This window comes from Crossiella sp. CA-258035, from assembly GCF_030064675.1.
Taxonomy (GTDB): Bacteria; Actinomycetota; Actinomycetes; order Mycobacteriales; family Pseudonocardiaceae; genus Crossiella.
Genome location: NZ_CP116413.1, coordinates 1,541,615 through 1,567,013, shown reverse-complemented (window position 1 = coordinate 1,567,013; position 25,399 = coordinate 1,541,615). Strand labels below are relative to the sequence as shown.

The 25,399-nt window shown below is 71.6% G+C and carries 32 protein-coding genes; 18 read left to right on the top strand and 14 right to left on the bottom strand.

Features of this window, described 5'->3' with window-relative positions; all coding sequences use genetic code 11:
• The first annotated feature begins 32 nt into the window (after positions 1-32).
• Positions 33-326 carry a type II toxin-antitoxin system VapB family antitoxin gene (locus N8J89_RS07485; protein ID WP_247759489.1) on the top strand — a complete coding sequence of 98 codons (294 nt, stop codon included), beginning with the start codon at positions 33-35 and terminating at the stop codon, positions 324-326.
• On the opposite strand, the gene N8J89_RS07480 is transcribed toward N8J89_RS07485, so the two are convergent.
• From N8J89_RS07480 to hemW, 3 genes are read right to left on the bottom strand one after another with little or no spacing between them, the layout of a single operon-like run.
• Complete coding sequence (locus N8J89_RS07480; RefSeq protein ID WP_283663610.1) at positions 323-682, bottom strand: hypothetical protein; 360 nt, start codon at positions 680-682, stop codon at positions 323-325. The two genes, N8J89_RS07485 and N8J89_RS07480, sit on opposite strands and share 4 nt — an antisense overlap.
• Positions 679-1,167 carry a hypothetical protein gene (locus N8J89_RS07475; RefSeq protein ID WP_283663609.1) on the bottom strand — a complete coding sequence of 163 codons (489 nt, stop codon included), beginning with the start codon at positions 1,165-1,167 and terminating at the stop codon, positions 679-681. The genes N8J89_RS07480 and N8J89_RS07475 overlap by 4 nt, the downstream gene beginning before the upstream one ends.
• A 37-nt stretch (positions 1,168-1,204) precedes the next feature.
• Positions 1,205-2,422 carry a radical SAM family heme chaperone HemW gene (gene hemW, locus N8J89_RS07470; protein ID WP_283663608.1) on the bottom strand — a complete coding sequence of 406 codons (1,218 nt, stop codon included), beginning with the start codon at positions 2,420-2,422 and terminating at the stop codon, positions 1,205-1,207.
• A gap of 84 nt (positions 2,423-2,506) precedes the next feature.
• On the opposite strand from hemW, the gene N8J89_RS41720 reads away from it, so the two are divergent.
• From N8J89_RS41720 to N8J89_RS07415, 12 genes are all read left to right on the top strand, one after another.
• On the top strand, positions 2,507-2,599 hold the full coding sequence (locus N8J89_RS41720) for a putative leader peptide (protein WP_349497452.1): 93 nt from the start codon (positions 2,507-2,509) through the stop codon (positions 2,597-2,599).
• Between the two features lie 124 nt (positions 2,600-2,723).
• Positions 2,724-4,412, top strand: coding sequence for a nitrite/sulfite reductase (locus tag N8J89_RS07465; RefSeq protein ID WP_283663607.1), 1,689 nt, complete (start codon positions 2,724-2,726; stop codon positions 4,410-4,412).
• Positions 4,409-4,567: an Insertion element protein gene (locus tag N8J89_RS07460; protein ID WP_283663606.1), complete on the top strand. Its 159-nt coding sequence runs from the start codon at positions 4,409-4,411 to the stop codon at positions 4,565-4,567. The genes N8J89_RS07465 and N8J89_RS07460 overlap by 4 nt, the downstream gene beginning before the upstream one ends.
• Positions 4,564-5,259, top strand: a complete 696-nt coding sequence (locus tag N8J89_RS07455; RefSeq protein ID WP_283663605.1) for a phosphoadenylyl-sulfate reductase — start codon at positions 4,564-4,566, stop codon at positions 5,257-5,259. Before N8J89_RS07460 ends, N8J89_RS07455 begins: the two co-directional genes overlap by 4 nt.
• 10 nt (positions 5,260-5,269) lie before the next feature.
• Positions 5,270-6,181, top strand: a complete 912-nt coding sequence (gene cysD / locus N8J89_RS07450) for a sulfate adenylyltransferase subunit CysD (protein ID WP_283663604.1) — start codon at positions 5,270-5,272, stop codon at positions 6,179-6,181.
• Positions 6,181-7,518 (top strand): sulfate adenylyltransferase subunit 1, encoded by a 1,338-nt coding sequence (locus N8J89_RS07445; RefSeq protein WP_283663603.1) that lies wholly within the window; start codon positions 6,181-6,183, stop codon positions 7,516-7,518. The genes cysD and N8J89_RS07445 overlap by 1 nt, the downstream gene beginning before the upstream one ends.
• Before the next feature lie 31 nt (positions 7,519-7,549).
• The gene (locus N8J89_RS07440; protein WP_283663602.1) at positions 7,550-8,641 is read left to right on the top strand and encodes an ABC transporter substrate-binding protein; all 1,092 of its coding nucleotides are present in this window, start codon (positions 7,550-7,552) and stop codon (positions 8,639-8,641) included.
• A gap of 10 nt (positions 8,642-8,651) precedes the next feature.
• Positions 8,652-9,440 carry an ABC transporter ATP-binding protein gene (locus tag N8J89_RS07435; protein WP_283663601.1) on the top strand — a complete coding sequence of 263 codons (789 nt, stop codon included), beginning with the start codon at positions 8,652-8,654 and terminating at the stop codon, positions 9,438-9,440.
• On the top strand, positions 9,427-10,311 hold the full coding sequence (locus tag N8J89_RS07430) for an ABC transporter permease (protein WP_283663600.1): 885 nt from the start codon (positions 9,427-9,429) through the stop codon (positions 10,309-10,311). Before N8J89_RS07435 ends, N8J89_RS07430 begins: the two co-directional genes overlap by 14 nt.
• Entirely contained in the window at positions 10,311-11,078 is a 768-nt protein-coding gene (locus tag N8J89_RS07425; protein WP_283663599.1) for a sirohydrochlorin chelatase, read from the top strand. The genes N8J89_RS07430 and N8J89_RS07425 overlap by 1 nt, the downstream gene beginning before the upstream one ends.
• Before the next feature lie 118 nt (positions 11,079-11,196).
• Positions 11,197-11,790 (top strand): cyclase, encoded by a 594-nt coding sequence (locus N8J89_RS07420; RefSeq protein WP_283663598.1) that lies wholly within the window; start codon positions 11,197-11,199, stop codon positions 11,788-11,790.
• An 87-nt stretch (positions 11,791-11,877) separates the two neighbouring features.
• Positions 11,878-12,654: an enoyl-CoA hydratase-related protein gene (locus tag N8J89_RS07415; RefSeq protein ID WP_283663597.1), complete on the top strand. Its 777-nt coding sequence runs from the start codon at positions 11,878-11,880 to the stop codon at positions 12,652-12,654.
• 19 nt (positions 12,655-12,673) lie between these two features.
• Here N8J89_RS07415 and N8J89_RS07410 read toward each other — a convergent pair whose 3' ends face one another.
• Together N8J89_RS07410 and N8J89_RS07405 are read right to left on the bottom strand one after the other, a co-directional pair.
• Entirely contained in the window at positions 12,674-13,282 is a 609-nt protein-coding gene (locus N8J89_RS07410) for a superoxide dismutase family protein (RefSeq protein ID WP_283663596.1), read from the bottom strand.
• Between the two features lie 59 nt (positions 13,283-13,341).
• A complete protein-coding gene (locus N8J89_RS07405; protein ID WP_283663595.1) occupies positions 13,342-14,100 on the bottom strand; it encodes a GNAT family N-acetyltransferase in 759 nt (252 codons plus the stop codon).
• 25 nt (positions 14,101-14,125) lie between these two features.
• On the opposite strand from N8J89_RS07405, the gene N8J89_RS07400 reads away from it, so the two are divergent.
• Positions 14,126-15,052: a hypothetical protein gene (locus N8J89_RS07400; RefSeq protein WP_283663594.1), complete on the top strand. Its 927-nt coding sequence runs from the start codon at positions 14,126-14,128 to the stop codon at positions 15,050-15,052.
• On the opposite strand, the gene N8J89_RS07395 is transcribed toward N8J89_RS07400, so the two are convergent.
• The 3 genes from N8J89_RS07395 to N8J89_RS07385 are packed head-to-tail and all read right to left on the bottom strand — an operon-like array spanning position 15,049 to position 15,969.
• Positions 15,049-15,339 carry a barstar family protein gene (locus tag N8J89_RS07395; protein ID WP_283663593.1) on the bottom strand — a complete coding sequence of 97 codons (291 nt, stop codon included), beginning with the start codon at positions 15,337-15,339 and terminating at the stop codon, positions 15,049-15,051. The genes N8J89_RS07400 and N8J89_RS07395 overlap by 4 nt on opposite strands.
• Positions 15,336-15,788, bottom strand: coding sequence for a guanyl-specific ribonuclease (locus tag N8J89_RS07390; RefSeq protein WP_283663592.1), 453 nt, complete (start codon positions 15,786-15,788; stop codon positions 15,336-15,338). Before N8J89_RS07390 ends, N8J89_RS07395 begins: the two co-directional genes overlap by 4 nt.
• Positions 15,775-15,969: a hypothetical protein gene (locus N8J89_RS07385; protein WP_252486361.1), complete on the bottom strand. Its 195-nt coding sequence runs from the start codon at positions 15,967-15,969 to the stop codon at positions 15,775-15,777. Before N8J89_RS07385 ends, N8J89_RS07390 begins: the two co-directional genes overlap by 14 nt.
• A gap of 78 nt (positions 15,970-16,047) precedes the next feature.
• On the opposite strand from N8J89_RS07385, the gene N8J89_RS07380 reads away from it, so the two are divergent.
• Positions 16,048-17,013, top strand: coding sequence for a zinc-binding dehydrogenase (locus N8J89_RS07380; RefSeq protein ID WP_283663591.1), 966 nt, complete (start codon positions 16,048-16,050; stop codon positions 17,011-17,013).
• 43 nt (positions 17,014-17,056) lie between these two features.
• Here N8J89_RS07380 and N8J89_RS07375 read toward each other — a convergent pair whose 3' ends face one another.
• On the bottom strand, positions 17,057-17,671 hold the full coding sequence (locus tag N8J89_RS07375) for an MOSC domain-containing protein (RefSeq protein WP_283663590.1): 615 nt from the start codon (positions 17,669-17,671) through the stop codon (positions 17,057-17,059).
• 158 nt (positions 17,672-17,829) lie between these two features.
• Here N8J89_RS07375 and N8J89_RS07370 point away from each other — a divergent pair, with 158 nt between their 5' ends.
• Entirely contained in the window at positions 17,830-19,284 is a 1,455-nt protein-coding gene (locus tag N8J89_RS07370) for an amino acid permease (RefSeq protein ID WP_283663589.1), read from the top strand.
• Here N8J89_RS07370 and N8J89_RS07365 read toward each other — a convergent pair.
• Entirely contained in the window at positions 19,275-20,336 is a 1,062-nt protein-coding gene (locus N8J89_RS07365) for a nitronate monooxygenase (RefSeq protein ID WP_283663588.1), read from the bottom strand. The genes N8J89_RS07370 and N8J89_RS07365 overlap by 10 nt on opposite strands.
• A gap of 16 nt (positions 20,337-20,352) precedes the next feature.
• Here N8J89_RS07365 and N8J89_RS07360 point away from each other — a divergent pair, with 16 nt between their 5' ends.
• Complete coding sequence (locus N8J89_RS07360) at positions 20,353-20,811, top strand: phosphohydrolase (protein WP_283663587.1); 459 nt, start codon at positions 20,353-20,355, stop codon at positions 20,809-20,811.
• A gap of 56 nt (positions 20,812-20,867) precedes the next feature.
• Positions 20,868-22,103 carry an MFS transporter gene (locus N8J89_RS07355; RefSeq protein ID WP_283663586.1) on the top strand — a complete coding sequence of 412 codons (1,236 nt, stop codon included), beginning with the start codon at positions 20,868-20,870 and terminating at the stop codon, positions 22,101-22,103.
• A gap of 4 nt (positions 22,104-22,107) precedes the next feature.
• On the opposite strand, the gene N8J89_RS07350 is transcribed toward N8J89_RS07355, so the two are convergent.
• The 4 genes from N8J89_RS07350 to N8J89_RS07335 all read right to left on the bottom strand — a co-directional run bounded on the left by N8J89_RS07350 (position 22,108) and on the right by N8J89_RS07335 (position 25,210).
• A complete protein-coding gene (locus N8J89_RS07350; RefSeq protein ID WP_283663585.1) occupies positions 22,108-22,512 on the bottom strand; it encodes a type II toxin-antitoxin system VapC family toxin in 405 nt (134 codons plus the stop codon).
• Positions 22,509-22,862 carry a type II toxin-antitoxin system Phd/YefM family antitoxin gene (locus N8J89_RS07345; RefSeq protein WP_283663584.1) on the bottom strand — a complete coding sequence of 118 codons (354 nt, stop codon included), beginning with the start codon at positions 22,860-22,862 and terminating at the stop codon, positions 22,509-22,511. Before N8J89_RS07345 ends, N8J89_RS07350 begins: the two co-directional genes overlap by 4 nt.
• Before the next feature lie 75 nt (positions 22,863-22,937).
• Entirely contained in the window at positions 22,938-24,779 is a 1,842-nt protein-coding gene (gene lepA, locus N8J89_RS07340; protein WP_283663583.1) for a translation elongation factor 4, read from the bottom strand.
• Positions 24,780-24,880: 101 nt separating this feature from the next.
• Positions 24,881-25,210 (bottom strand): nuclear transport factor 2 family protein, encoded by a 330-nt coding sequence (locus tag N8J89_RS07335; RefSeq protein ID WP_283663582.1) that lies wholly within the window; start codon positions 25,208-25,210, stop codon positions 24,881-24,883.
• Positions 25,211-25,399: the final 189 nt, after the last annotated feature.

The following is a 25,399-nucleotide window of genomic DNA, read 5'->3' as shown; positions in this document are numbered from 1 at the left end:
TGCTACGCGCGAGTGCTGGCAGGGAGGCCGGGGTGATCTTCAAGGACGTCCGGGACGGGCGGCCGTACCCGGACCATGGGCTGAGTACCAGGGAGTGGGCGAAGATCCCGCCCCGGCCGGTCCGGCTGGACGAGCTGGTGACCACGAAGAAGGTGCTGGAGCTGGACCGCCTGCTCAGCTCCGACTCGACCTTCTTCGGCGACCTGTTCGCCCACGCGGTCCAGTGGCGCGGGGAGATGTTCCTGGAGGACGGGCTGCACCGGGCGGTGCGGGCGGCGCTCCAGCAGCGCAACTTCATCCACGTCCGGGTGCTGGCGCTGGGTTAGTCCGTGGCCTTGGGGTGCCCGGCGCAGGCTGCCTGCACCCAGACGGTGTGCCGGTCCTCGTCGAGCAGGTACCAGATCCGGCCGCCTCCGGTGACCTCGATCTGCCACTGCGGCAGGGTGCGGCCGCCGTGGCTGCCGGTGGCCAGCGAGCGGCGGAGCTGGTGGTGCCTGCTGGTCGGCTTGCCCGGTCCAGGACCGGGTTCCGCGCGCATCGTCTCCCATGCCTTGCGCAGGTTGCCGGGGGCGGTGTTCTCCAGGTCCTGCCAACCCTTGACCGCCTCGGTGGTGCTGAACCGGATCTGCCACTCCGCGCCGATCGCCGGGGGTGCGACCGGATCGCCTTTCTTCGGACTCACGCCTGCGTCGCCTCCGGCGCCGGGACCTCGCCGAGGTCCTCGCCGTCCTTGCGCAGGGTGGCCAGCAGTTCGGGATCGGCGTGCACCTCGGCGGTGTGCCGCCATTCGGTGATCAGCTGCACCACCGGGGCGGGATTGCCGAGGGAGTTCGCCGCTTCCAGGATGTCGACCAGCTCGACCACGAAGGCCCGCACGTCCTCCCTCGGCAGGAAGCGCACCCACGGGAAGGCGGTCGGCATCACCTCGGTGACCAGGTCCCTGACCTCGGCGCTGTGCTGCATGAGCGCGACGAACAGGGCGGTGGTGGTGGAGACGACCTCCCGCACCTCGGCGGCCCGGCTGGCGGTGACCAGCACCAGGTCTTCCTCACCGCCCCTGCGGTGGACGCGCACCGACCGGCTCGGCGACTCCTGCAGCTTGCGCACGGTGTCGACCGGCTTGTTGGACAGGTCGGAGAAGTTGACCTCCGGCGCGCTTGTGGTCATAGCTGCAAACTACTTTAAAACTCGTGGCCGCGCCAGCTCACGGCACCAGTCGCCGGACCACCGCGTCGGCCAGCAACCGGCCCTGGTCGGTGAGCACGCAGCGCCCGCCCGCCAGGCTCGCCGCGTCGAGCAGCCCGTCCGCGGCGGCCACCCCGGCCTCGCGGCGGCCCGCCTCGTCCAGCACCGTCACCGGCAGGCCCTCGACCAGCCGCAGCTCCAGCAGGATGCGCTCCACGTCCCGGTCCTGCGCGGTCAGCGTCTCCCGGCCCGCCGCCGGTGAGTGACCCTCGGCGAGCAGGGCGGCGTAGCGGCTGGGGTGCTTGACGTTCCACCAGCGGACCCCGCCGACGTGGCTATGCGCGCCGGGTCCCGCGCCCCACCAGTCGCCGCCGAGCCAGTAGCCCAGGTTGTGGCGGCAGCGGGCGGCCTCGCCGGTGGCCCAGTTGGAGACCTCGTACCAGGTCAGGCCGGCGCGCCGGAGGGTCTGGTCGACCTGTTCGTAGCGTTCGGCGAGCACGTCGTCGTCCGGGGTGGGCAACTCGCCCCGGTTGATCCGGCGGGCCAGGGCGGTGCCCTCCTCGACGATCAGGGCGTAGGCCGAGACGTGGTCGACGCCGCCGGCCAGGACCACGTCCAGGGACTCGGCCAGGTCCTGCGGGCGTTCGCCGGGGGTGCCGTAGATCAGGTCCAGGTTCACGTGCTCGAACCCGGCGGCGCGGGCTTCCTTCGCGGCGGCGCGGGCGCGGCCGGGAGTGTGCGTGCGGTCCAGGATCGCCAGCACGTGCGGGGCGGCGGACTGCATGCCCAGGGAGACCCTGGTGTACCCGGCGGCCAGGATGCCGGCGAAGAACTCCGGGGAGGTGGACTCCGGGTTGGACTCGGTGGTCACCTCGGCGCCGGGGGCCAGGCCGAAGGTGTCCCGGACCGCGCCGAGCACCGCGGCCAGGCCGTCCGCGCCGAGCAGGGACGGGGTGCCGCCGCCGACGAAGACGGTGTCCGCGGCCGGTGGGCTGCCCAGCACCCGCGCGGCCAGCTCCAGCTCCTGGCGCAGCCCGGTCAGCCAGGACTGCGGGGAGGCGGAGCTGCCCAGCTCACCGGGGGTGTAGGTGTTGAAGTCGCAGTAGCCGCAGCGGGTCGCGCAGAACGGCACGTGCACGTACAGCCCGAACGGTCGGGTGCCAAGGCCGGTCAGGGCGGTGGCGGGCAGCGCGCCGTCCTGGGGCGCCGGGTCGCCGTCGGGAAGTACGGAAGGCATAACAGCAGTGTCTCAATCCGTCTCACCATCCCACTATGCGGATGGCGGTAGACCCATCCGGGGACGCGTGGCACGCTGGTCGACATGACCTCGCCTGGACGACGCCTGTTCCTCGTGGCCCGCCGCCACGTGGACTACCTGCGTGTCTCCAGCGCGCTCTGCCGACGGTACGTCTAGTCGGCCGCTGCATTTCTCTTTGCCAGCCGGCGACGGGCGTCCCGGCTGAAGATCCCCATCCCACCATGTGAACCCTGGGGCTTCGACGGTGCGCACGGCCGCCTCGAATCCCGGAGGTCGGACCATGGTCCCCCCAACCTCTTCTCCCCCGGCGCGGGCCGTGAAACAGCGCCGCGGCGAAGGGCAGTGGGCGCTGGGCTACCGCGAGCCGCTGAACCCGAACGAGCGCTCGAAGAAGGACGACAACCCGCTCAACGTGCGGGCCCGGATCGAGAACATCTACGCCCGCGGTGGCTTCGACTCCATTGACCCGGCCGATCTGCGCGGACGTTTCCGCTGGTACGGCCTCTACACCCAACGCAAGCCCGGTATCGACGGCGGCCGCACGGCCGTGCTGGAACCGGAGGAGCTCGACGACGAGTACTTCATGCTGCGTGTGCGCGTCGACGGCGGCGCGCTGAGCACCGAGCAGCTGCGGGTGCTGGGCGAGATCTCCCAGACCTACGCCCGCGACACCGCCGACATCACCGACCGGCAGAACATCCAGTACCACTGGATCCAGATCGAGGACGTGCCCACGATCTGGGAGAAGATCGAGGCGGTCGGCCTGAGCACCACCGAGGCCTGCGGCGACAGCCCGCGCGTCGTGCTCGGCTCGCCGGTCGCCGGGATCTCCGCCGAGGAGGTCATCGACGGCACCCCGGCCATCCAGGAGATCGTCAAGCGCTACATCGGCGACCCGGCCTACTCGAACCTGCCGCGCAAGTTCAAGAGCGCCATCTCCGGGTTGCAGGACGTGGCGCACGAGGTCAACGACATCTCCTTCGTCGGCGTCGACCACCCCGAGCACGGGCCCGGCTTCGACCTGTTCGTCGGCGGCGGCCTGTCCACCAACCCGATGCTGGCCAAGCGGCTCGGCGTGTGGGTGCCCCTGGACGAGGTGCCCGACGTCTGGGAAGGCGTGATCAGCGTCTTCCGCGACTACGGCTACCGGCGGCTGCGGCACCGGGCGCGGATCAAGTTCCTGGTCGCCGACTGGGGCGTGGAGAAGTTCCGCGAGGTGCTGGAGACCGAGTACCTCAAGCGGAAGCTGCTCGACGGGGTCGCGCCTGAGGCCACCGCGCCGATCGACCACGTCGGCGTGCACCGGCAGAAGGACGGCAAGTTCTACATCGGGGTCGCGCCGGTCGCCGGGCGGGTGTCCGGCTCGATCCTGCTCGACGTGGCCAAGGCGGTGGAGCGGGCCGGGTCCCGCCGGGTCCGGCTGACCGCGCAGCAGAAGCTGGTCGTGCTGGACGTGGCCGAGTCCGAAGTGGACAGTCTGGTGGACGAGCTGGCCGCGCTGGGCCTGCACGCCAAGCCTTCGCCGTGGCGGCGCACCACGATGGCCTGCACCGGCATCGAGTTCTGCAAGCTGGCCATCGTGGAGACCAAGGCCCGCGCCGCGCGCCTGGTCGAGGAGCTGGAGCAGCAGCTCGCCGACGTCCAGGACACCCTGGCCGAGGCGGCGATCAGCGTGCACATCAACGGCTGCCCCAACTCCTGCGCCCGGATCCAGACCGCGGACATCGGACTCAAGGGCCAGATCGTGACCAACGGGGAGGGCCAGCAGGTCGAGGGCTACCAGGTGCACCTGGGCGGCGGGCTCGGCCTGGACGCCGGGTTCGGCCGGAAGCTGCGCGGGCACAAGGTGACCGCGGCCGAGCTGGGTGAGTACGTGGCGCGGGTCGCGCGCAACTTCGTGGCCCAGCGCACCGAAGGAGAGCGGTTCGCCCAGTGGGCGGCCCGCGCCGAGGAGGCCGATCTGCGATGAGCGAACGAGCGACGCCGTTCTACTGCCCCTACTGCGGGGACGAGGACCTGCGACCGGAGGAGGAGCCGCACGGCGCGTGGGGCTGCACCGGGTGCCAGCGGGTGTTCTCGCTGAAGTTCGTCGGCCTGCGACGCCCGGTGGAGGTGACCCGGTGAGCACCACGACCGATCTCCAGTCCCTCGCCGAGCGGGCGGGCCAGGAACTGGCCGGGGCCACCGCGACCGAGGCGCTGACCTGGGTCGCGGAGACCTTCCCGCTGGAGCGCTGGATCCTGGCCTCGAACATGCAGGACGCGGTGCTGATCGACCTGGCGGCCAAGGTGACCAGCGGTTTCGACGTGCTGTTCCTGGAGACGGGCTACCACTTCCCGGAGACCATCGGCACCAGGGACGCGGTGGCGACGGTGTACCCGGTGAACATCGTCAACGCGCTGCCGGACCTCACCGTGGCCGAGCAGGACGCCGAGCACGGGCCGAAGCTGTTCGAGCGCGCGGCCGACCGCTGCTGCGCGATGCGCAAGGTGATCCCGTTGCGGCGCACGCTGTCCCGCTACGACGCCTGGGTCACCGGCGTGCGCAGGGTGGACGCGCCGACGCGGGCGAACACGCCGATCGTGGGCTGGGACGAGCGCAACGGGCTGGTCAAGATCAACCCGATCGCGGCCTGGACCGACGAGGAGTTCAACGCCTACATCACCGAGCACGGCATCCTGGAGAACCCGTTGGTGGGCGCGGGATATCCGTCCATCGGCTGCGCGCCCTGCACGGCCAAGCCGCTGCCGGGCGCGGACCCGCGCAGCGGTCGCTGGGCGGGCAAGGCCAAGACCGAGTGCGGACTGCACGGGTGAGGGCGGGGGAATGACGAGCACGCTGCGACCGGTCCAGGACAACCTGACTGCCCTGGAGTCCGAAGCGATCCACATCTTCCGGGAGGTGGCCGGGGAGTTCGACCGGCCGGTGGTCCTGTTCTCCGGCGGCAAGGACTCCACGGTGCTGGTGCACCTGGCGCTCAAGGCATTCTGGCCCGCGCCGGTGCCGTTCACCCTGCTGCACGTGGACACCGGCCACAACTTCGAGGAGGTCATCACCTTCCGGGACGAGCTCGTCGCCAGGCACGGGCTGCGGCTGGAGGTCGCGCACGTGCAGGACTGGATCGACGACGGCCGCCTGCAGGAACGCCCCGACGGCACCCGCAACCCGTTGCAGACCGTGCCACTGCTGGACTCCATCACCGCGCACAAGTTCGACGCGGTCTTCGGCGGCGGCCGCCGGGACGAGGAGCGGGCCCGCGCCAAGGAGCGCATCTTCAGCCTGCGCAACGCCTTCGGCCAGTGGGAGCCCAAGCGGCAGCGGCCCGAGCTGTGGAACCTCTACAACGGGCGGCACCGGCCCGGCGAGCACGTCCGGGTGTTCCCGCTGTCCAACTGGACCGAGCTGGACATCTGGCGCTACATCGAACGGGAGAACATCGAGCTGCCCTCGATCTACTTCGCGCACCAGCGCGATGTCTACCTGCGCGACGGCATGTGGCTCACCGAAGGCCCGTGGGGCGGGCCACAACCCGGGGAGACCGTGCTGCACAAGACCATCCGGTACCGCACGGTCGGCGACGGCTCGTGCACCGGAGCGGTGGAGTCCGAAGCCAGCGACCTCGCCGCGGTGATCGCCGAGGTCTCCGCCTCCCGGCTCACCGAACGCGGCGCCACCCGCGCCGACGACCGGCTCAGCGAAGCGGCCATGGAAGACCGGAAGCGAGAGGGTTACTTCTGATGACCGACCTGCTGAGGCTGGCCACCGCCGGATCCGTCGACGACGGCAAGTCCACGCTGGTCGGCCGGCTGTTGTACGACACCAAGTCCGTGCTCGCCGACCAGCTGGAAGCCGTGCAGCGGGCCAGCGTCGACCGTGGACTGTCCACACCGGACCTGTCGCTGCTGGTGGACGGCCTGCGCTCGGAACGCGAGCAGGGCATCACCATCGACGTGGCCTACCGCTACTTCGCCACCCCCCGGCGCAGCTACGTGCTCGCCGACACCCCTGGACACGTGCAGTACACCCGCAACACGGTCACCGGCGCGTCCACCGCGCAGCTGGCCATCCTGCTGGTGGACGCGCGCAAGGGCGTGATCGAGCAGACCAGGCGGCACGCGGCCGTGCTGGCCATGCTCGGCGTGCCGCAGCTGGTGCTGGCGGTCAACAAGATCGACCTCATCGACTACGACGAGGCCAAGTTCGGGCTGATCGCCAAGGAGTTCCTGGCGCACGCCAACGCCTTGGGCTATCCCGAGGAGGCGGTGCTGTCCGTGCCGGTCTCCGCGCTGGTCGGCGACAACGTGGTGGACCGCTCCGAGCGCACCCCCTGGTACGCCGGGCCGACCCTGCTGGAGCACCTGGAAACCGTTCCGGTGCAACCGGATCCGCACGACGCGCCGTTCCGCTTCCCGGTGCAGTACGTGATCCGGCCGCGCACGCCCGAGTACCCCGACTACCGGGGCTACGCGGGTCAGGTGGCGGCCGGGGTGGTGCGGCCGGGTGATGAGGTCGTGGTGCTGCCCGCCGGGCTGCGCAGCACTGTGGTGCGCATCGACACCGCGGACGGCGAACTGACCGAAGCAGGGGCCGGCCAGTCGGTGACCCTGTTGCTGGACAACGATTTGGACATCTCCCGTGGCGACCTGATCGCGAGTGCGGAACACTCTCCCTCAGTGAGCGACGAGCTCAACGCCACCGTCTGCTGGCTGGCCGAGAAACCGTTGCACGCCAACGCCAGGGTGCTCATCAAACACGGCACCCGCACCGTACCCGCCATCGTCACCGAGTTGTCCGATCGCTTCGACGAACAGCGCCTGTCCACTGTGGACGCGCCGGAGTCGTTGCAGCTCAACCAGATCGGCCGAGTTCTCATCCGGACAGCAGAGCCGCTCCCGGTTGACGAGTACACCAGCAGCAGGCGCACCGGGTCCTTCCTGGTGATCGACCCGAACGACGGCGGCACCCTGGCCGCCGGACTCATCGGCGCTCCCCTGCCCATCCCGGATGTCAACGAGGACACCGGACTCGGCGGCGCGACCGCCGACGACCGAGCCCTCGTCTCCCCCGGCCCATAGGCTTTTTCCCTTGTCTTCCAGGAGGAATCCCGTGCGCACCCCGCGACGCCGCCATCGCGTCCTGCCCGCAGTGCTCGCCGCCACCGCGCTGGTCGCCGCGGTCAGCGGCTGCTCCAGGGCCGCCGAGTCGACCACCCAGTCGAGCGACTCGGGGCCGGCGGTGGAACTGCGACTCGGTTTCTTCCCCAACGTCACGCACGCGCCGGCCCTGGTCGGCATCGACGAGGACCGCAAGTTCATCGCCAAGGAGCTGGGCGGCACCAAGCTCAGCACCCAGGCGTTCAACGCCGGACCCTCGGCGGTGGAGGCGCTGCTGGCCGGGTCGCTGGACGCGACCTTCATCGGGCCCAACCCGACCATCAACGCCTTCACCAAGTCCAACGGCCAGGCGGTCCGGCTGATCGCGGGCGCGGCCACCGGCGGCGCGCAACTGGTGGTGCGCAAGGAGATCACCGGCCCGCAACAGCTCAAGGACAAGACCATCGCCACCCCGCAGCTGGGCGGCACCCAGGACGTGGCGCTGCGGGCCTACCTGGCCCAGCAGGGGCTGAAGGTGGAGACCACCGGCGGCAAGGACGTCAAGATCGCCAACACGGAGAACCCGCAGACCTTCGACGCCTTCCGCACCGGCCAGCTCGACGGCGGCTGGCTGCCCGAGCCCTGGGCCTCCCGCCTGGTGCTGGAGGCAGGCGGCAAGGTGCTGGTGGACGAGCGGGACCTGTGGCCGGGCGGCAAGTTCCCCACCACGGTGCTGATCGTGCGCACCGAGTTCGCGCAGAAGCACCCGGCCACGGTCAAGGCGCTGCTGCGCGGCCACGTCGCCGCGACCAAGTTCCTCAACGACAACCCGGCCGAGGCCAAGAAGACGGTCAACGCCGCGCTGGGCAGGTACGCGGGCAAGCCGCTGCCGGAACCGGTGCTGGAGCGCTCCTTCAGCCAGATCGCCTTCAGCACCGACCCGGCCGCGAGCACCTTCCCCAAGCTGTCCAAGGACGCCGTGGCCGCCGGGGTGGCCAAGCAGGAGTTCGACCTCAAGGGACTCGTCGACCTGACCGCGCTGAACGAGGCGCTGCGGGCCGCCGGACAGCCCACCGCTGACGCATCCGGACTTGACGGAAAGTGAGGGCACGGTCATGACCGCGACTCTGGAACACACCCGCCCGTCCGGCCACCTCGCCGACGCGGTGGTGCACCTGGACAACGTGACCAAGTCCTTCGGCCGCGGCGCGAACACCGTGGTGGCCCTGGACGGGGTCGAGCTGACCGTGCGGCCGGGCGAGTTCGTCTGCCTGCTCGGCGCCTCCGGCTGCGGCAAGTCCACCCTGCTCAACCTGGTGGCCGGACTGGACAAGCCGACCAGCGGCAAGGTCTCTGTCCACAGTGGACGACCCGCGGTGGTCTTCCAGGAGCCCGCGCTGATGCCCTGGCTCACCGCGGCCCGCAACGTCGAGCTGCCGCTGCGGCTGCGCGGCCTCGGCCGGGCCGAGCGTGCGGCCACCGCGACCAAGCTGCTGGACCTGGTGCGGCTGGCCGAGGTCGGCCGCAAGCGCCCGCACGAGCTCTCCGGCGGCATGCGCCAGCGGGTCGCGCTGGCCCGCGCGCTGGCCACCACCCTGGACGAGGCCGAGGGCGGCAACCCGTTGCTGCTCATGGACGAGCCCTTCGCCGCGCTGGACGCGATCACCAGGGACGCGCTGCAGGGCGAGCTGCGCCGGATCTGGGAGCGCACCGGCACCGCGGTGCTCTTCGTCACCCACGACGTGCGCGAGGCGGTCCGGCTCGGCCAGCGGGTGGTGCTGCTGTCCTCCCGGCCGGGCCGGGTGGTGCGCGAGTGGACGATCACCGAGCAGGACACCGGCAAGCTGACCGAGGAGATCACCGGCCACCTCCGGGAGGTGATCTCCAGCCATGGCCGCTCCTGAGGCCAAATCCGGCGAGGACCTGGCCGCGCTGGAAGCCGGCCTGGACGCCCTCGACGCGCCGACCGCCACCCGCTCCCGTGGCGGCTGGCTCCGGTTCGCCCGCACGGTGCTGCCGCCACTGGTGGCGCTGGTGCTGATCGTGGTGGTGTGGCAGGTGTTGTGGGCCTCGGCGATCGAGCCGGAGTACAAGCTGCCCGCCCCGCTCACCGTGGCCGGGGTGCTGTGGGAGCGGATGCTGGACGGCCAGGCCTGGGAGACGCTGTGGGTCTCCACCCACCGCGCGGTGCTGGGCTTCCTGGCCGCGGTGGCCATCGGCACCCCGCTGGGCCTGGTGGTGGCCCGGATCTCGTTGGTGCGCGCGGCGATCGGGCCGCTGCTGAGCGGGTTGCAGAGCCTGCCCTCGGTGGCCTGGGTGCCGGCCGCGCTGCTGTGGCTGGGCCTCAACGACTCGATGATCTACGCCGTGGTGCTGCTGGGCGCGGTGCCCTCCATCGCCAACGGCCTGGTCGCCGGGATCGAGCAGGTGCCGCCGCTGCTGCTGCGGGTGGGCACGGTGCTGGGCGCGGGCCGGTTGCAGTCCGCCCGGCACGTGCTGCTGCCCGCCGCACTGCCCGGCTACCTGGCCGGACTCAAGCAGGGCTGGGCGTTCTCCTGGCGTTCGCTGATGGCCGCGGAGATCATCGCCCGCTCGCCGGACCTGGGCATCGGCCTCGGACAGATGCTGGAGGAGGGCCGCCAGCTCACCGACATGTCGCTGGTGATCGCGGCGATCCTGTTGATCCTGCTGGTCGGCATCGGCGTGGAGCTGCTGTTCTTCCGTCCCTTGGAGCGCGTGGTGCTGCGCGCCCGCGGCCTGGCCACGGCGGTGTGATGGACCACGGAATCCCGCTGGTCGCGGTGGCGCACGGCAGCCGCGACCCGCGTTCGGCGGCCACCGTGCACGAGTTGCTCACCGTGGTCCGCGCGCTGGCCCCCGGCCTGGACGTGCGCTCGGCCTTCCTGGAGCTGTCCGCGCCGCGCCTGGGTGAGGTGCTGACCGGCCTGTACGAGCAGGGCCACCGCGAGGTGGTGGTGGCCCCGCTGCTGCTGGGCCGGGCCTACCACGCCAAGGTGGACCTGCCCGGCGCGGTGTCCGAGGTGGTCACCCGGCTGCCCAGGCTGTCGGTGCGGATCGCCGACGTGCTCGGTCCCGACCCTCGGCTGGAGTCGGCCGCGCTGCGCAGGCTGGCCGAGGCCGGCGCGGCGCCCGGCGACCGGGAACTCGGCGTGGTGCTGGCCGGTGCGGGCTCCTCGCACGAACCGGCCAACGCCACCGTGCGCGCGCTGGCCCGCCGCTGGTCGGCGGGCGCGGGCTGGGCCGGGGTGGAGGCCGCCTTCGCCGCCAGCGCGCGACCGGATGTGGCCACCGTGGTCGAGCGGCTGAAAGCCCTTGGCGCGCAACGGATCGCGCTGGCCTCCTGGTTCCTGGCCCCCGGCCTGCTGCCGGACCGGGTGATCGCCGCGGCGCGGGCCTGCGGGCTGGACACCGTAGTGGCGCGGCCGCTCGGTGACGACCCCGAGGTGGCCGAGCTGGTGCTGCACCGCTATGCCGAGGCGTGTGCGGCCGAACGGCGCAACATCACGACTTTAGTGGGTTAACAACAGAATGATCGTCGTGTGAGACTCACCTCTACCGCCGCCGTGTCGGGAGGAATTTTCTACAGCGAGGTGGGATATGTCCCCTGCACGACGCTCCACCGCTCGACTGTTGCTAGCCGTGACCGCGGTCGTCGCCCCCCTGCTCACCCTTGCCGGTCCCGCCGTGGCCACCCCTGCGGCCGCGGTGAACTTCGCCTGTCAGGCCAGCAGCCCGCTCGGTCCGGTTGACGCCACCTTCAGCCAGGACCTGACCGCCACCGCACCGGCCACCGTCGCCCCCGGCGGCGAGGTCACCGCGGTGTTCGACCCCGCGCCGAACAAGGTGCCGGACAAGGTCGGCAACTACACCCTGCGTGAGATCAAGAACTTCCTGCTGACCGTGCCGGTCCCGGCGAACTCCACCTACGTCTCGGCCACCCTCTCCGGCGGCTCCGGCGTGGGCACGCCGACCATCACCAAGGTCGGCGACAACCTGGAGGTCAAGTTGAGCGCGGCGCTCGCGGGCGGCGCGGCCTTCGAGATCCCCACCATCACCCTCAAGCTCACCGCAGGCGCCAGCGGCACCATCGAGACCAAGCTCGGCGGCTCCAGCTTCACCAACCCCGGCCTGACCTTCACCGCCACCGCGGTAGCGCTCGGGTTCCCGGTCGACGCCCCCACCAAGTGCTACCCCAGCCCCAACCCGGCGTTGACCACCACGACGATCGGCTGAACTGCCTCCTTTCAGCCGGTTCCAGACCGCATCGGGGAGAACCGCCCGTCTCCCCGATGCGGTCACTTCTATGTTTAGGGTGCGTGCATGGCTGACGAACTCGTCCACTACGCGGTCGACCGTGGCATCGCCGAGATCACCCTCGACTCCCCGCACAACCGCAACGCCCTCTCCGCCCAGCTCCGCCGCGAGCTGCGCGCGCACCTGAGCACCGCCATCGCCGACGAGGCGGTGCGGGTAGTCGTGCTGGGCCACACCGGCACCGTGTTCTGCTCCGGCATGGACCTCAAGGAGTCCCGCGGCGCCGGCGCGGGCGACCAGGGCGTGAACGAGTTCCCGGCGATCCTGGAACAGATCTGGACCAGCCCCAAACCGGTGGTGGCCAAGGTGGCCGGCCCGGCCCGCGCCGGTGGCGTCGGCATCGTGGCCGCCTGTGACATCGCGGTGGCCACACACGCGGCCAGCTTCGCCTTCACCGAGGTCCGCATCGGCGTGGTCCCGGCGGTCATCTCGGTCACCGTGCTGCCCCGGCTGCTGCCGCGCGCCGCGCACGAGCTGTTCCTCACCGGCGAGAAGTTCGACGCCGAGCGCGCCGCGGCCATCGGCCTGATCAACTCCGCGGCCGCCCCCGAGGACCTGGACACCGAGGTCCGCCGCTACACCGACATGCTCGCCCTGGGCGGCCCGAACGCGCTGGCCGCCACCAAGGCCATGCTCCGCCGCCCCCCGGCCGCGGGTCTCGGCGAGGACTTCGCGGACATGCTGGAGCTCTCCGCTGGGCACTTCGCCAGCGCCGAGGGCCAGGAGGGCATCCGCGCCTTCGCCGAGAAGCGCCCGGCTTCCTGGGTGCCCGCGGCCGACTGACCACGGGCACCCGGCCCGGCTAGGACTTGAACGGGGCGGTCAGGCAGGCCAGGCGCTCACCGGCGGTGCCGGCCTTGCCGTGGTCGTGGTGGTTGGTCTGGTCGATGTGCAGCACCACCGAGTTGGCCTCGTTCGGCCGCCACTTCCACTCCACCGTGGCCGAGACCTTGGCCGCGCCCGCGGCGTCGGTCTCGAAGTCCAGCCAGACCTCGTTCTTCGGGTTGGCGAAGGCCGGGTCCACCGAGGGCTGCACCGGGTCCAGCTTGTCCTGGTAGTGCGGTCCGGAGTCCGCGGGCTTCGGACCGCACACCTTGGTGTGCACGTGCGAGCCGTACTTGCGGTTGGGGCGCAGGCCGGTGACCTCCAGGGCCACCGTGGTGCGGCCGTCGGCGGCGGCGCCGGTGACCTTGCCCGCGGCGCCCGCGGGCACAAGCTCGGTGTTGTAGACCACGCCGGGCGGCTGGGCGCCGGTGGCCGCGGGTGGGGCGAAGGTCGCCGACACCAGCGGGGCCGGGGCCGCGCTGCTGGTCGCGCTGGAGGTCTGTGGGGAGCCGGTCCCGCCGGACGAGCACGCCGTGAGACCGAGGATCGCCACCGCGGTCAGCACGGCCGGGGTCATTCGTCGCATGTCAGCCGATTCTGGCCCTGCGCCAGGGATTCGCCAAACCGGGTGTCTCTGTGGTGCCGCTACCGCAGCGCGTGCTCGGTGAACTGCCCGCAGACCTGGAAGCCCAGCCGCCGGTACACCGGCTCGCCCTCGGCCGAGGCCTGAAGCACCGCGGTCCGGTAACCGGCGTTCCTGGCCAGGTGCAGGGCCGCGTCGGTGATCGCGCCGCCGAAGCCGCGGCGGCGGTGGGTGCTCGCGGTGCAGACGTTGTAGAGCCCGGCGACCCCGGCGTGCAGGGTCACCTCGGCGGTGCACACCGGCTGCCCGTCGGCGTAGCCCACCAGGAACTTCGCCGCGCAGTCCAGTGCGGCGGGCTGGGCGTAGTAGGCGCGGACCGCCGGCGAGGGCGGGTCCCAGAGCGCGGCCAGCACCTCGGCGTAGTCGGCCAGCTGCGCCGGCGTGCGCGCCACCACCACGTCCAGGCCCTGCGCCCCGCGCGGCGCGGCCAGCTCGTCCAGGCTGGCCCACATCGCGGTCTCGGACTCGGTGGCGGGCAGCCCGGCCGCGCTCAGCCGCGCGGACAGGTCGCCCGGCGTCGCGGCCGGGCCGACCCACCAGGAGAACGGGCGGCCGGTGCGGCGCAGCGCCTCGACGGTCTCGGCGATCCGCCGGTCCGCGGTCGCCTCGGTGAACCGGGCCCCGGCGATGATGTTGAAGGTGTCATCGGCCAGGCCGCTGTCGGCGTAGAACAGGTCCGCGGCCTGGACGACCCGCGCCGGGTCGTGCAATAGGCTCGCGTGCCGGGCGAGATTGGCCTCCATCTGGTCCAGCGACTCCATGTTCCACACCATAGGCTCGACCTCCGTGCCGAAGATCTTCGCCAGGCGGTTGTGCTCGCTGCCCGAGGCGCGCGAGGGCCTGACCTACGGCAGCCCGGAGCTGGAGGCGGTCCGCGCGGCGACCCGCGCCGGGGACCGGACCGCGGTGGCCGCGCTGATCGCCTGCGCACACGACTCCGACGACCGCTCCGACGCCGTGCTGGTCGCCGCGGCCACGGTGCGCGCCGGGCACGGGACCTCGGTCCCGTACTGGCTGCTGGAGTGGGTGACCAGCGAACCGGGCGACCCGATCGGGTGGATCGTGCGCGGTGCGGTGGAGGTGCTGCGGGCCGAGACGCTGCCGAGCGCGCTGGCCCCGGCCGAGGCCATGTGCGCCCACGCAGCCGAGCTGGACCCGGCTGACCCGACGCCGTGGGTGTGGCTGGTGCAGCTGGCCCGCGGCCAGCGGCTCGGCCCGGCGGAGACCGCGCGGCGCTGGCACCGGCTGCGCGCGCTGGCCCCGCAGCACCTGCGCGGGCACGAGCAGCTGCTCGCCTCGCTCTCGCCGAAGTGGGGCCGCCCGCCGGAGGCCAGGATCGCCTTCGTCACCGAGGCCGCGGCCACCGCGCCGGTCGGCTCCGCGCTGAACCTGCTGGTCTTACGCGGCCACATCGAGCAGTGGGCGGAGTTACCCGGCCGCGCGCGCCGCCGGTACCTCGACCGCGCCGACGTGCGCGAGCAGGCGCTGGCCGCGGTGGCGCGCTGGCAGCACCCGCACGGCGTGGACCCCAGGGCCAAGATCAGCGGGCACAACCTGGTCGCGTTCTGGCTCTCGCTCTGCGGCGAGCACCAGCCGGCCCGCCCGCACTTCGAGGCCACCAGGGGGCACGCGGACCGGTACCCGTGGTCCTACCTGCGCGCCGATTTCTTGCGCGCCTACCTGCGCGGCAGGCGGCGCTCTGGCCTGGTCTAGGCGCTGACCTGGACGGTGAGCCGGGGGTTGGCCGCGACCGCGTCCGCGAGCACCTCGCTGATCCCGGCGAAGGCGGCCGGATCGCTGCGCCGCAACACTTCCGCGTGCGTCCAGTGCAGCCGGTGCGCACCGTCCGGCAGCCAGGACAGGTCGGTGAGGCAGTCGTAGAGGGCGTCCAGGTTGGCGCCGAAGTAGTCCGGGAAGGACAGCGCCCGCGCGAAGGCCTGCAGGACGGCCCGCTTGGTGCGCAGCTCGCTGCCGTCGACCACGTGCTCCACCGCTGTCATCGGTTCGGATCCACCTTCACGAAGGTCTCGTAGTGGTCGCCGGTGTAGTACAGCTCCTTGCCGGACCCGGTTACCAGCCGCCGCGCGCCCCGGGTGCGCTCGCCCGGCGTGGGCACGGTGTACTCGCGGTAGTAGCCCTTGCCCTGCGCGGGCAGCCGCTTCTCCCGGTTCTGGAACTCCACCCCGTCCCGGTCCGGGTACGGGAACGGCCCGTTGCTCTGGATCAGCTTCCAGGTCTTGGCCGCCTCCGCGGGCAGCTTGGACAGCGCCTCGGTGACGTCCCCGCCGGCGCGGGTGGCCTTTCCGGCGCTGGTGGAGACCGCCGCGCCCGTGCTAGAGGACGGCGGCGCGGCCGAGTTCCCGCCGAGCAGGTCGCGGCCGAGCCAGCCGACGAGCACCAGGGCGATCAGTCCGGCCAGGGCCAGGGTGATGCGCTTACGAGAGGTCACTGTTGCGGCCCCGGATCTTGGAGAGTCCAGCGGAGACCTGGTCGACGCCCCGGTCGATACCCCAGGCCAGCGCCCAGCACACGGGCAGCAGCACGGCCATCACGAGCAAGAACTGGAACGGGAACCACTGCTGGGCGAGCCACAGCCCGACCGCGTCCCAGGAGTCCGCCAACCACTGCACGGCCCCGAGCCTACGCCGGAGGGCCGCCGTGACCGGCATCACGGGCGGGTGAGAGGGACAGGCGATAGGTTTCCGGTCATGTTCGCCGTATACGCCGACAAGCCGAATCCCGAGGATCCCCTGGCCGGCCTGGTGGTCGGCGAACGCCCCGAGCCCGAGGTGCCCGCGGGCTGGGTCGCGGTCAGCGTCAAGGCCGCCAGCCTGAACATGCACGACCTGTGGACGCTGCGCGGGGTCGGCATCAAGGCCGAGCAGTTCCCGATGATCCTGGGCTGCGACGGCGCGGGCACCCTGGCCGACGGGTCCGAGGTGGTCATCCACGGGGTGATCAACGACGAGGACTGGCGCGGGGACGAGACCATGGACCCCAAGCGCACCCTGCTGACCGAGAAGCTGCAGGGCTCCTTCGCCGAGACCATCGTGCTGCCCAGGCGCAACGTGCTGCCCAAGCCGGCCGGGCTGTCCTTCGCCGACGCGGCCTGCCTGGGCACCGCCTGGCTGACCGCCTACCGGATGCTGTTCACCAAGGCCGCCGCCCGCCCCGGTCAGACCATCCTGGTGCAGGGCGCTTCCGGCGGGGTGGCCACCGCCCTGGTGCAGCTGGGCCGGGCCGCGGGCCTGCGGGTGTGGGCCACCGGCCGCTCGGCTGACAAGCGCGCGCTGGCCGAACGCCTTGGCGCGCACGGGGTCTTCGAGCCCGGCGCCCGGCTGCCCGGCAAGGTGGACGCGGTGTTCGAGACCGTGGGCGAGGCCAGCTGGTCGCACTCCATGCGCAGCCTCAAGCCCGGCGGCGTGGTGGTCTGCTCCGGCGCCACCACCGGCGGCAACCCGCCTGCCGAGCTGCAGCGCCTGTTCTTCTTCCAGCTGCACGTGGTCGGCTCGATGATGGGCACCCGGGACGAGCTGGCCGACCTGGTGTCCTTCCTGGACCTCACCGGCCTGCGCCCGCAGATCGGCCTGGAGCTGCCGCTGGAGCGGGCCGAGGAGGGCTTCCGCGCCATGCTCGGCGGCGAGACCGCAGGGAAGATCGTCTTCACCCGCTGACAACTGTGTGCGGGGACCGCCGGACGGTCCCCGCACACAGTTGTCAGGCGTGCTCGCGCACCCAGCCCTGCACCTTGGGCGGCAGGTCGGCGATGGCGGTCAGCAGCAGGGGCGCCCGCTCGCGGCTGTTGCGGCCGACGAAGTCGAAGACGTCCGCGATGGTCACCCCGTGCGCCGGCGTGGACAGCGTCTCGATCGGATCGCCCGCCCGCACCTCGCCCTCCTCCTCCACCGCGAAGTAGGCGCCGGTGCGGCCGATGACGGTGAACTTCTTCACCAGCCCGCGCACGTCCCAGAACCCGGCGAAGACCTGGCAGGGCACCCGTGGCGCGGTCACCCGCAGCACGGCGCCGCCGACCCGCAGCCGCTGGCCGATCACCAGCGCCTGGGTGTCCACTCCGGACACCGACAGGTTCTCCCCCGCGTTGCCCGGCTCCAGCGTCCGGCCCAGCTCGGCGGACCAGAACGCCAGGTCCTCCACCGCGTAGGCGTAGACGGCCTGGAACTCGCCGCCGTGGTGCTCCAGGTCGCTGATCTCGTCCCCGGACAGGCCGAGCTTGCCGATCTTCGCCTCGGCCACCGGCCGTTTGTCGATCGCGGTCTTGCCCTTGCGCCCGGCCCACTCGGCGGGCTGGATGGCTCCGACATTGACCGACACGACACTCCCTGCACCCATGGCACCAACCTAGTCGGCGCGGATCTCCCGGGGCTGGCGATTTTCTGGTCTTGGACGGTGTACTGACGCTGCCGGGTCCCCCGCCGGTCGTCTACGGTGACCGCGGCACAGCGGCGTGCCGCGGGTGGAGGGAGCAGGAGATGACAAGGGCGCAGAGTCCGTCCGGCGGCCGGAGCGTGTTCCGGCGCAAACCGATCGAGCAGGTGACCGGGGAGTCCGAGAGCGGCGGACTGGCCAAGTCGCTGGGGCTGTGGCAGCTGACCGCGATCGGCGTCGGCGGCATCATCGGCGCCGGCATCTTCTCCCTGGCCGGCGCGGTGGCCAACAAGACCGCGGGCCCCGCGGTGCTGATCTCCTTCCTGATCGCGGGCATCGCCAGCGCGGCCGCGGCCTTCTCCTACGCCGAGTTCGCCGGGCTGATCCCCAAGGCCGGGTCCGCCTACACCTACGGCTACGTGGTGCTCGGCGAGCTGGCCGGCTGGCTGATCGGCTGGGACCTGCTGCTGGAGTACACCGCGATCGTGGCGGTGGTGGCCATCGGCATCTCCGGCTACTTCAACAACCTGCTCGGCATGCTCGGCATCGAGCTGCCCGCCTGGATGCTCGGCGCGCCGGGCACCGAGGGCGAGGGCGTGGCGCCGGGCAGCTACAGCGTGAACCTCTTCGCCGCGCTGCTGTGCCTGCTGATCGCCTACGTGCTCAACCTGGGCATGAAGAACGCGGCCCGGTTCGAGAGCGCGCTGGTCTGGCTCAAGGTCGGCGTGGTGCTGCTGGTGATCGTGGTCGGCGTCTTCCACATCAACACCGGCAACTACAGCAACTTCTTCCCCTTCGGCTTCGGCGGCGCGGTCACCGGCGCGGCCACGGTGTTCTTCGCGGTGTTCGGCTACGACGCGATGAGCACCGCGGCCGAGGAGTCCAAGGACTCGCAGAAGCACATGCCCAAGGCGATCATCTACTCGCTGGCCATCTCGATGGTGCTCTACGTGCTGGCCTGCCTGGTGCTGACCGGCATGGTGCACTACACCAAGATCGACGGCGAGGCGGCCTTCGCCAGCGCGTTCGCCGACATCGGCCTGCCCGCCCTGGGCATGATCATCTCCGTCGGCGCGATCCTGGGCATCCTCACCGTGATGTTCACCTTCATGCTCGGCGTGACCAGGGTCGGCTTCGCGATGAGCCGGGACGGCCTGCTGCCCCAGTTCCTGGCCAAGACCAGCAAGAAGCACCAGGTGCCCAGCCGGATCACCTGGATCGTCGGCGTCTGCTCGGCCTTCATCGCCGGGTTCCTGGACATCAGCGCGGCGGCCGAGCTGACCAACATCGGCATCCTGCTGGCCTTCGTGGTGGTCTGCGTGGCGGTCATCGTGCTGCGCTACCGGCGGCCGGACCTGCCGCGGACCTTCCGCACCCCCGGCATGCCGGTGGTGCCGATCATCGGCGTGGTGTTCTCCATCTGGCTGATCACCTTCCTGCAGCCGGAGACCTGGCTGCGGTTCGCGATCTGGTTCGGCGTCGGCCTGGCCGTCTACTTCGCCTACTCCTACCGCAAGTCCAAGCTCAACCAGCCCGCCGGTCAGTCCACTCAGGACTGATCGAGCCACCTGCCGCAGGCCCGGGACCACGCGTCCCGGGCCTGTGCCATGAGCAGCGCCACCAGCTCGGCCGCGGGCAGCTCAGGGGCCAGCGGGTAGGTCTGCCCGGCCCACAGCGACATCGCCTCCGGATCGCCCGCCTTGGCCGCGGCCGCGCGCAGCGGCCTGGTCAGGTGGTGCAGCTGCGGATAGGCGGCCGGGGCGGCCGCGCTGTGCTCGGTGAGCACCCGGTTGACCAGCCCGCGCGCGGGTCGGCCGGTGAAGGCGCGGGTCAGCGCGGTCTCCCGATCCCCAGCAGCCAGCGCGGCCCGCTGGGCGGGCTGGGTGCCTGCCTCCGGGCAGCGCAGGAACGCGGTGCCCAGCTGCGCGGCGGCCGCGCCCGCGGTGAGCACCGCGGCGATGTCCGCGCCGTGCACCAGCCCGCCGGTGGCCACCAGCGGCAGCTCGGTGACCGCGCCGATCAGCCGCAGCGCGGCCAGCAGCCCGTACAGCGGCGCGGCCCCGGGTTGCGCCGGATCGTTGGCGAAGGCCCCGCGGTGCCCACCGGCCTCCATGCCCTGCACCACCAGCACGTCCACGCCCACATCCGCCGCGATCCGGGCCTCCTCCGGCGTGGTGACCGTGACCCACACCTCGGTGCCCACGTCCTTGAACCTGGTGACCAGCTCCGCCGCCGGGTGACCGAAGGTGAACGACACCACCGGCACCCGCCGGGCCAGCAACAGCTCGGCCTTGGCCTGGTACTCGTCGTCCTCCCAGCGCGGCTGCCCCAGCTCGGCCCCGTACCGCCGCGCCTCCGCCGCCAGCCGCTCGGCGTACCCGGCCACCGGCGCGCCGGAGTCGGCGGTCGGCACGAACAGGTTGACCCCGAAGGACTCCACGCCCAGCGCCCTGGTCCGCTCGATCTGCCCGTCCAGCGCCTCGGTGCTGAGGTAACCGGCGCCCAGGAACCCGGACGCCCCGGCCGTCGCGGCGGCGGCGAGCAGTTCCGGGGTGGACGGCCCACCGGCCATCGGCGCGACGATCAGCGGCACCCGCGAGACAAGCTTCATGTGCTCGAATCTAGCCATGCCGAGCAGCCCGGAGAGTTTCTCGCTCGCGGACGCGGTGGAGATCGCCACCCGAGCGCACGAAGGCCAGCTGGACAAGGCGGGCCTGCCCTACATCCGGCACCCGCTGCGGGTGATGGACCAGGTCGAGGGCGAGTGGCACAAGATGGCCGCGGTGCTGCACGACGTGGTCGAGGACACCGGGGTGACCGCCGAGGACCTGCGCGCGGCCGGCTGCCCGGAGCGCGTGGTGACCGCGGTGCTGGCGCTGAGCAAGGGCCCGGACGAGCCGATGGAGAGCTACCTGCGCCGAGCCGCCGAGGACGAGATCGCGATCGTGGTCAAGCACGCCGACATCGCCGACAACAGCGGCCCCGAGCGACTGGGCCGCCTCGACCAGGCCACCCAGGACCGCCTGCGCGCCAAGTACGCCCGCGCCCTGTCCCTGCTGACCAAGTACCGCGCCGAACAAACTTGAGCCTCATCAACTCAAGCTAGTTGCGCCAGCCACACTCAAGCTGCCAGAGTGCCCTGGTGACCAAGGACACCGCCCGGCGGCCCGGCGGCCTGCTCCGGCAACGTGACTTCCGGCACCTGTGGGCCGCTGACGTGCTCAGCCAGCTCGGCACCCGGGTCAGCCACCTGGCCCTACCCCTGCTCGCGGCCGAGACCCTGCGCGCCAGCACCTTCGAGGTCGCCGCGATCCAGACCGTGCAGACCGCCGCCTTCCTGGTGCTCGGCCTGCTGGTCGGCGCCTGGTGCGACCGGTTGCGCGCGCTGCCGGTGCTGGTGGTGGCCGACCTGGTGCGCGCGGCGGCGTTCTGCTCCATCCCGCTGGCCGCGGCCTTCGGCCTGCTCACCCTGACCCAGGTCTACCTGGCGGTGCTGGTGGCCGGGGTCTTCTCGGTCTTCTTCGAGGTCGCCCACCAGACCTACCTGCCCCGCCTGGTCGCCGCCCCGGACCTGGTGGAGGCCAACGCCAAGCTGCGCGGCAACCACGCCGTCGCCGCCACCGCCGCCCCCACGGTCGCCGGCCTGTGCTTCCAGTTCATCGGCGCCCCTGCCACCGTCCTGGTCAACGCCGTCGGCTACCTCTGGTCCGCCCTCTGGCTACGCGGCATCCGGCACCGCGAACCCCAGCCACCCCGCCCGGAGAACCGCCACCTCGGCCGCGAGATCGCCGAGGGCCTGCGCCTGGTCTTCGGCCACCCCCTGCTGCGCGCCTTCGGCCTGCACGGCGCCACCTTCGTGCTGTTCCAGTCCATGCAAACCGCCCTCGGCGTGCTCTTCCTGCTCCGCGAGATCCACCTCTCCCCCACCGCCATCGGCCTGCTCAGCAGCCTCGGCCTCACCGGAGCCCTGGCCGCCGCCCTGGTGGCCCGCCGCATCGCCACCCACCTCGGCCAGGACCGCACCGTGCTGCTGTCCGGCCTCACCCTCGGCGTCCTGTTCCTCGGCTTCCCGCTGACCACCCCCGGCTACGGCCTGTTCTGGTGGGCGGCGGGCGCCTTCGGCAGCGCGTTCAGCCTGATCGTGCTCACGGTGTCGATGACCAGCCGTCAGCAGGCGGTCTGCCCGCCGGAGCTGCTGGGGCGGATGAACGCCACGATGCTGTTCCTGGTGTGGGGCGCGATCCCGCTGGGGAGCCTGCTGGGCGGGGTGCTGGGGGAGACGATCGGGTTGCGCGGGACGCTGTGGGTGTCCGCGGCGGGAGCGCTGCTGTCAGCGCTGTGGCTGATCTGCTCACCACTGCGGAACGCGGCGAGGTAGCGGCTCAGGCCGGGCGCTTGGCCGCGCCGGGTGCGCGCACGGTCAGGCCTGCCTTGGCCGCCGCCTCGTTCAGCCGCCGGTCGTAGCTGACGAACCGGGTGGTCGGCACGCGCAGCGCGGTGGCCAGGTGCAGGGCGTCCAGGCTGCGCAGGTAGCGGTCGGGCAGGGCCGCGGCGGCGCGGACCACCGGGGCCAGTGGCAGCTGGGTGATGTTGTCCAGGATCTCGTCCGCCAGGGTGCGGGCCTCGTCGCCGGCTTCGACGCGGGTGAGCGCGCGGTGCACCTCGACCACGGCCAGCTCGGAGCTGACCAGGGGTTCGGTGCGGCTGTCCAGGTAGGTGAACAGGTCCTCGGACAGGGGTTCCGGCAGGATCAGCTTGATCAGGGCGCAGCTGTCGAGGTAGATCACCGATCGGTGTCCTCGCGGTCGGCGAGCACCGCCGCCGAGCCGCGGTCGTCCCCGGCCCGCGCGGTGCGGGCGGGCAGGGTGCGGAGCAGGCCGCGCAGGGTGTGCTGGCGGTCCCGCCAGTCGGCGGCGACCTGGCCCGAGGCGGCCAGCTCGTCCAGGGCGACCTCGTCCGGGTCGGGGGCGGTGAGCACCGCGACCACCTTGCCGTTGCGGGTGACCTGGACCCGCTCGCCCTCGGTGATCCGGCCGAGCACGCTGGGCCAGTCATGCAGAAGGGTGCCCACGGGGACCTGGCTGGTCACCGCGGCGGGCGCGCTGACCAGCAGCGGGTATTCCTTCCGCTTTCCCATGTCACCAGGCTACCGCCAAAAATGACCCACCGCACGGCTTGGTGACCAGACCACCCAGTCCGGTCACCGCCGCGACTACTTCTTCTTCTTGTCCCCGGCCTCGTCGGTGGACAGCGCGGCCACGAACGCCTCCTGGGGCACCTCGACGCGGCCGACCATCTTCATCCGCTTCTTGCCTTCCTTCTGCTTCTCCAGCAGCTTGCGCTTACGGGTGATGTCACCGCCGTAGCACTTGGCCAGCACGTCCTTGCGGATCGCGCGGATGGTCTCGCGGGCGATCACCCTGGACCCGACCGCGGCCTGGATCGGCACCTCGAACTGCTGCCGGGGGATCAGCTCGCGCAGCTTGCTGGCCATCCGGGTGCCGTAGGCGTAGGCGGCGTCCTTGTGCACGATCGCGCTGAAGGCGTCCACCGGCTCGCCCTGCAACAGGATGTCCACCTTGACCAGGTCGGAGGCCTGCTCGCCCGCCTCCTCGTAGTCGAGGGAGGCGTAGCCGCGGGTGCGGGACTTCAGCGAGTCGAAGAAGTCGTAGATGATCTCGGCCAGCGGCATGGTGTAGCGCAGCTCGACCCTGGTCTCGGAGATGTAGTCCATGCCGCCGAGCTGGCCGCGCCTGGCCTGGCACAGCTCCATGATCGTGCCGACGAACTCCGAGGGCGCGATCACCGTGCACTTGGTGATCGGCTCGTAGATCTCGCTGATCTTGCCGCCCGGCCAGTCGGAGGGGTTGGTCACGACGTGCTCGGCGCCGTCCTCCATCACCACCCGGTTGACCACGTTGGGCGCGGTGGAGATCAGCTCGAGGCCGAACTCGCGCTCCAGCCGGTCGCGGGTGATCTCCAGGTGCAGCAGGCCGAGGAAGCCGCAGCGGAAGCCGAAGCCGAGGGCGGCGGAGGTCTCCGGCTCGTAGGTCAGCGCGGCGTCGTTGAGCCGCAGCTTGTCCAGCGCCTCGCGCAGGTCCGGGTAGTCCGAGCCGTCCAGCGGGTAGAGCCCGGCGTAGACCATCGGCTGCGGCTCGCGGTAGCCCGACAGGGCCTCGGTGGCGCCCTTGCGCTCGGAGGTGATGGTGTCGCCGACCTTGGACTGGCGGACGTCCTTCACGCCGGTGATCAGGTAGCCCACCTCGCCGACGCCGAGGCCGACCGAGACCTTGGGCTCCGGCGAGATGATGCCCACTTCCAGCAGCTCGTGGGTGGCGTTGGTGGACATCATCCGGATCCGCTCGCGCGGGGTGATCTTGCCGTCCACCACGCGGATGTAGGTCACCACGCCGCGGTAGATGTCGTAGACCGAGTCGAAGATCATCGCGCGGGCGGGGGCGTCGGAGTCGCCGACCGGGGCCGGGATGGTCTGCACGACCTTGTCCAGCAGCTCCTTGATACCGACGCCGGTCTTGGCCGAGACCCGCAGCACCTCGTCGGCCTCGCAACCGATGATGTGCGCGATCTCCGCGGCGTAGCGGTCCGGGTCCGCGGCCGGCAGGTCGATCTTGTTCAGCACCGGGATGACCGTGAGGTTGTTCTCCATGGCCAGGTACAGGTTGGCCAGCGTCTGCGCCTCGATCCCCTGCGCCGCGTCGACCAGCAGGATCGCGCCCTCACACGCCTCCAGCGCACGGGAGACCTCGTAGGTGAAGTCGACGTGCCCCGGGGTGTCGATCAGGTGCAGCACGTACTCGGTGCCCTCGTGCACCCACGGCAGGCGCACGTTCTGCGCCTTGATGGTGATGCCGCGCTCGCGCTCGATGTCCATCCGGTCCAGGTACTGCGCGCGCATGGAACGGTCGTCGACGACGCCGGTGAGCTGCAACACCCGGTCGGCCAGCGTGGACTTGCCGTGGTCGATGTGGGCGATGATGCAGAAGTTCCGGATGCGCTCCGGCGGCGTGAAGGTCGTGTCGGCGAACGTGGCCACTGATTCCCTCGCTGAAACGGACGGGTGACGACCTATCGTCCCATGCCGGAGGGAGTGCCCCGTACAAGTCCCGGTGATCTGCGTCTCGACACCGCACGGACCTAGCGGCCAGTGCACGCAGCGGCTACCGCGGCGGTGTCCCAGTAGAACGGCCTGACCTCCGCCAGCCGCCCCTCCCGCAGCCGGATGAACTGCAGGATCGGGAACTCCAGCTCGACCCCGGTGGCCCGGCCACGTGCCCTGACCTGACTGAGCACGACCACCCGGTCCCCGTCGACCAGCCGTTCCTGGGCCAGGATCTCGAACGAGGCCCAGGTCCGCGCCATCACCGCCATGAACCGGGCGAGTCCGGCCGGCCCGCGCCACTGCCCGCCGTAGGGCAGGCCCTCGGCCTGGTGCAGCACGATGTCCGGGTCGAGGAACTCCTGCACCGGCTCGAAGCCGGTCTCCCCGGCAGGTAGGCCAGCTCGGCGGCATAGAAGCGGTCCAGGATCAGCGCGGTGTCGGTCACCGGCCCAGCCAACCAAGGGGCGCCTCCGGGATCCGGCGGGAACCGGCCGGGGCGTTGTGAAGGAATTTCAGGGATGACCCCGATGCGAACAGCGAGGATGCGAGCTGTT

Bases quoted from the DNA above. Each gene is read 5' to 3' on its own strand.
- N8J89_RS07475 (WP_283663609.1), bottom strand. From the start codon at position 1,167: ATGACCACAAGCGCGCCGGAGGTCAACTTCTCCGACCTGTCCAACAAG.
- hemW (WP_283663608.1), bottom strand. From the start codon at position 2,422: ATGCCTTCCGTACTTCCCGACGGCGACCCGGCGCCCCAGGACGGCGCG.
- N8J89_RS41720 (WP_349497452.1), top strand. From the start codon at position 2,507: ATGACCTCGCCTGGACGACGCCTGTTCCTCGTGGCCCGCCGCCACGTG.
- N8J89_RS07465 (WP_283663607.1), top strand. From the start codon at position 2,724: ATGGTCCCCCCAACCTCTTCTCCCCCGGCGCGGGCCGTGAAACAGCGC.
- N8J89_RS07460 (WP_283663606.1), top strand. From the start codon at position 4,409: ATGAGCGAACGAGCGACGCCGTTCTACTGCCCCTACTGCGGGGACGAG.
- cysD (WP_283663604.1), top strand. From the start codon at position 5,270: ATGACGAGCACGCTGCGACCGGTCCAGGACAACCTGACTGCCCTGGAG.
- N8J89_RS07445 (WP_283663603.1), top strand. From the start codon at position 6,181: ATGACCGACCTGCTGAGGCTGGCCACCGCCGGATCCGTCGACGACGGC.
- N8J89_RS07435 (WP_283663601.1), top strand. From the start codon at position 8,652: ATGACCGCGACTCTGGAACACACCCGCCCGTCCGGCCACCTCGCCGAC.
- N8J89_RS07430 (WP_283663600.1), top strand. From the start codon at position 9,427: ATGGCCGCTCCTGAGGCCAAATCCGGCGAGGACCTGGCCGCGCTGGAA.
- N8J89_RS07425 (WP_283663599.1), top strand. From the start codon at position 10,311: ATGGACCACGGAATCCCGCTGGTCGCGGTGGCGCACGGCAGCCGCGAC.
- N8J89_RS07415 (WP_283663597.1), top strand. From the start codon at position 11,878: ATGGCTGACGAACTCGTCCACTACGCGGTCGACCGTGGCATCGCCGAG.
- N8J89_RS07410 (WP_283663596.1), bottom strand. From the start codon at position 13,282: ATGCGACGAATGACCCCGGCCGTGCTGACCGCGGTGGCGATCCTCGGT.
- N8J89_RS07405 (WP_283663595.1), bottom strand. From the start codon at position 14,100: ATGGAGTCGCTGGACCAGATGGAGGCCAATCTCGCCCGGCACGCGAGC.
- N8J89_RS07395 (WP_283663593.1), bottom strand. From the start codon at position 15,339: ATGACAGCGGTGGAGCACGTGGTCGACGGCAGCGAGCTGCGCACCAAG.
- N8J89_RS07380 (WP_283663591.1), top strand. From the start codon at position 16,048: ATGTTCGCCGTATACGCCGACAAGCCGAATCCCGAGGATCCCCTGGCC.
- N8J89_RS07370 (WP_283663589.1), top strand. From the start codon at position 17,830: ATGACAAGGGCGCAGAGTCCGTCCGGCGGCCGGAGCGTGTTCCGGCGC.
- N8J89_RS07365 (WP_283663588.1), bottom strand. From the start codon at position 20,336: ATGAAGCTTGTCTCGCGGGTGCCGCTGATCGTCGCGCCGATGGCCGGT.
- N8J89_RS07360 (WP_283663587.1), top strand. From the start codon at position 20,353: ATGCCGAGCAGCCCGGAGAGTTTCTCGCTCGCGGACGCGGTGGAGATC.
- N8J89_RS07345 (WP_283663584.1), bottom strand. From the start codon at position 22,862: ATGGGAAAGCGGAAGGAATACCCGCTGCTGGTCAGCGCGCCCGCCGCG.